The organism is Nocardia sp. NPDC004722, from assembly GCF_053601505.1.
In genome coordinates, this window is the sequence record NZ_JBSGBY010000696.1 from 1 (window position 1) to 4,131 (window position 4,131).

Genomic DNA, 4,131 nt, shown 5'->3' on the forward strand with positions numbered 1-4,131 from the left:
GCATCCGGGTGGACGGCCCGGCGGTCCGCCGCCGCAGGGTCCGCGGCCCGGCAGTGATCGCCCGGATGTCAACGGGCACCGGTTCTTCACGCACGGCAGCCATCCCGTCCCGATGGGCGCGCCCGTGGCTCCGCCCGAGGCCGACGGCACCGGCTTCAGCCTCGGCCCGCTGGATCTGACCTTCGAGCCCGGCCGGATCACGTTCATCGTGGGCGGCAACGGCAGCGGCAAATCCACGCTGGCCAAACTGATCACGGGTCTGTATGTCCCGCAGCACGGTCATCTGTCGCTCAACGGCGAGCGGATCGACCACGAGAACATCGAATGGTTCCGGCAGAACACCTCGGCGGTCTTCACCGACTTCCATCTGTTCGAGGACTACCTGGGCTTCGACGAAGGCATCGACGAGGAGGTCCGCAAGCATTTGAAGGACCTCCAGATCGACCACAAGGTCACCGTCGAGAACGGGCGGCTCTCGACCGTCAATCTGTCGCAGGGGCAGCGAAAGCGGTTGGCGCTGTTGACCGCGCTGCTCGAGGATCGCCCGATCTACATGTTCGACGAGTGGGCCGCCGATCAGGAGCCGAAGTTCCGTGACGTCTTCTACCGGGAGATCCTGGTGAAGCTCAAGGAGCGGGGCAAGACCGTGATCGTGATCACCCACGACGACCGGTACTTCGACTGCGCCGACCAGATCGTCAAGCTCGACTTCGGCCGCATCGCCGAGGTCAGGGAGCTCGAGCAGCCGCTGGCCGCCGCCGAGTAGGCACGCGGACGGGCACGAAAGACGAAGGCCCCGCACCGATTCCGGTGCGGGGCCTTCGCTCGTCTGCCGTCGCGTGTTCCGAGGCGTCAGCGCAGGGCGGCGGCCTTGCGACGGGCGGCGGTCGCCTTCTTCGCGGCCGCGGCCTGGGCTTCGGTCTTCGGGGCCGTCTTCTTGGCGGGCGCCTTCTTGGCCGCCTTCTTCGCCGGCGCGGGGGTGGGCTGGGCGTCGAGGACGGTCTTCAGGAACTGGCCGGTGTAGCTTTCGGCCACGGCCGCAACGTCTTCCGGGGTGCCCTCGGCGATGACGGTGCCGCCGCCGGAACCACCCTCGGGGCCCATGTCGATCACCCAGTCGGAGGTCTTGATGACGTCCAGGTTGTGCTCGATGACGATGACCGAATTGCCCTTGTCCACCAGGCCGTTGATGACACCCAGCAGTTTGCGGATGTCCTCGAAGTGCAGACCCGTGGTGGGCTCGTCGAGGATGTAGATGGTGCGGCCGGTGGAGCGCTTCTGGAGTTCGGCGGCCAGCTTCACGCGTTGCGCCTCGCCGCCGGACAGGGTCGGCGCGGACTGGCCCAGGCGCACATAGCCGAGACCGACGTCCACCAGCGTCTTGAGGTAGCGGTGGATGGAGGTGACGGGCTCGAAGAACTCCGCGGCCTCCTCGATCGGCATATCGAGGACCTCGGCGATGGTCTTGCCCTTGTAGTGGACCTCGAGGGTTTCGCGGTTGTAGCGCGCGCCGTGGCAGACCTCGCACGGGACGTAAACGTCCGGGAGGAAGTTCATTTCGATCTTGAGGGTGCCGTCGCCCGAGCACGCCTCGCAGCGGCCGCCCTTCACATTGAAGGAGAACCGGCCCGGCTGGTAGCCGCGCACCTTGGCCTCGGTGGTGGCCGCGAACAGGGTGCGGATCTTGTCGAAGACACCCGTGTAGGTGGCCGGATTCGAGCGCGGGGTGCGGCCGATCGGCGACTGGTCGACCTGCACCAGCTTGTCGAGATGATCGAGGCCGTTGACGCGGGTGTGGCGGCCCGGCACCTGGCGCGCGCCATTCAGCTTGTTCTGCAACACGGTCGCGAGAATGTCGTTGACCAGCGTCGACTTACCCGAACCCGAGACACCGGTGATGGCGGTCAGCACACCCAGCGGGAAACTCACGTCGATATCGCGCAGGTTGTGCTCGATCGCGCCGACCACGGTGAGTTGCTTCTTGCGGTCGATCGGCCGCCGCACCAGCGGCACCTCGATCTGCTCGCGGCCGGAAAGGTAAGCGCCGGTGAGGGATCGCTGGTCCTTCAGCAGACCCTCGTAGGGGCCCGAGTAGACGACCTGGCCGCCGTGCTCACCGGCCAGCGGGCCGATGTCGACCACCCAGTCCGAGGCGTGAATGGTGTCCTCGTCGTGCTCGACCACGATCAGGGTGTTGCCGAGACTCTTGAGGCGCGTGAGGGTTTCGATCAACCGCCGGTTGTCGCGCTGGTGCAGGCCGATGGACGGCTCGTCCAACACGTACAGCACACCGACCAGTCCGGAACCGATCTGGGTGGCCAGCCGAATGCGTTGCGCCTCACCGCCGGACAGCGTGGCCGCCGCCCGCGACAGGGTCAGGTACTGCAGGCCGACGTCCAGCAGGAAGCCCAGCCGCGCCTGCACCTCCTTGATCACCTGGACGGCGATGGCCGCCTGCCGCTCGTCCAGGGTCAGCGCATTGAGGAAGGCCGCCGCGTCGCCGATCGACAGATCCGACAGATCCGCAATGGATTTGCGCTCGTCGCCCGCCGACAGCGTGACCGCCAGGATCTCCGGGCGCAGCCGCGCGCCGTTGCACACCGGGCACGGGATGTCCCGCATGTACCCGTCGTAGTGCTCCTTCATCGCCTCCGATTCGGTGGCGTCCATGCGCCGCTGCAGGAACGGCATCACGCCCTCGAAATCGGCATAGTACGAACGCTTGCGGCCGTAGCGGTTGGTGTAGGAGACGTGCACCTGCTCGGAGCTGCCTTCCAGGACCGCCTTGCGGGCCTTGAGCGGCAGCTGGTTCCAGGGCGTGTCCATGGAGAAGCCGATCGCCTCGGCCAGGCCCGACAGCAGCCGGGTGAAGTATTCGGCGGTCTGCCCGCGCGACCAGGGCGCGATCGCGCCGTCGGCGAGACTCAGCTCCGGATCCGGCACCACGAGATCGGGATCCACTTCCTTGCGGATACCCAGACCCGTGCAATCCGGGCACGCGCCGTAGGGCGAGTTGAACGAGAACGACCGCGGTTCCAGATCCTCGATATCGAGGGGGTGGCCGTTGGGGCAGGCCAGCCGCTCGGAGAAGCGCCGCTCCCGATCGTGGGCGTGCTCGTCGCGATCCACGAAGTCCAGCACCACGATGCCGTCGGCCAGCCGCAACGCGGTCTCGATCGAATCCGTCAGGCGCTGTTTGGAACTCGGCTTCACGGCGAGGCGGTCCACGACCACCTCGACATCGTGCTTCTCCTGCTTCTTGAGCTTGGGCGGATCGGTCAGCGCATGCACCACGCCGTCGACCCGGACACGCGAATAGCCCTGCGAGTTCAGCGACTCGAACAGGTCCACGAATTCGCCCTTGCGGGTACGCACCACGGGCGCGAGCACCTGGAACTTGGTGCCCTCCTCCATCGCCAGCACCTGATCCACGATCTGCTGCGGGGTCTGCCGGGCGATCAGCTCACCGCAGACCGGGCAGTGCGGGGTGCCCGCGCGCGCGAACAGCAGACGCAGATAGTCGTAGACCTCGGTGATGGTGCCGACCGTGGACCGCGGGTTGCGGTTGGTCGACTTCTGATCGATGGACACCGCCGGGGACAGGCCCTCGATGAAGTCCACATCCGGTTTGTCCATCTGACCGAGGAATTGGCGGGCGTACGCCGACAGCGATTCCACGTAGCGGCGCTGCCCTTCGGCGAAGATCGTGTCGAAGGCCAGCGAAGACTTGCCAGAACCGGACAGACCGGTGAAAACGATGAGACTGTCGCGGGGTAGGTCGAGATCGACCCCTTTGAGGTTGTGCTCCCGCGCTCCGCGCACCGTCAGGCGATCCGCCACTGGCCATCCTTCCAACGTTTCAGCATCCAGACATACCCCCGACGGCCATGCTAGGGGTACCCACCGACAAGTTTGGTTACAGACGTTGAAACGCTGGTCACAGCGTGTTTATTGCGGGAAGTCGCGGACCGCGACCGAGCTCACGCCAGCTTCTCGATGGCGGTACCGGCGACATAGCCGCCCAACGTGCTCGGCAGCGCGCGCCGCACGCAGCCCGCGCTCGCGCGCGGCTGCAATCCCCGATCCCGATCCCGCTCGCGCACCCGATCCTCCGACCCGGTCGCGGTCACC

2 protein-coding genes are annotated in these 4,131 nt (G+C 66.7%); one reads left to right on the plus strand and one right to left on the minus strand.

The features are described from left to right. Positions 1-766, plus strand: a 766-nt coding sequence (locus ACWELQ_RS40030; RefSeq protein WP_452402212.1) for an ATP-binding cassette domain-containing protein, incomplete at its 5' end; no start/stop codon positions are given. 86 nt (positions 767-852) lie between these two features. Here the strand turns inward: ACWELQ_RS40030 and uvrA are convergent. Next, positions 853-3,840: an excinuclease ABC subunit UvrA gene (gene uvrA, locus ACWELQ_RS40035; protein WP_452402213.1), complete on the minus strand. Its 2,988-nt coding sequence runs from the start codon at positions 3,838-3,840 to the stop codon at positions 853-855. Positions 3,841-4,131: the final 291 nt, after the last annotated feature.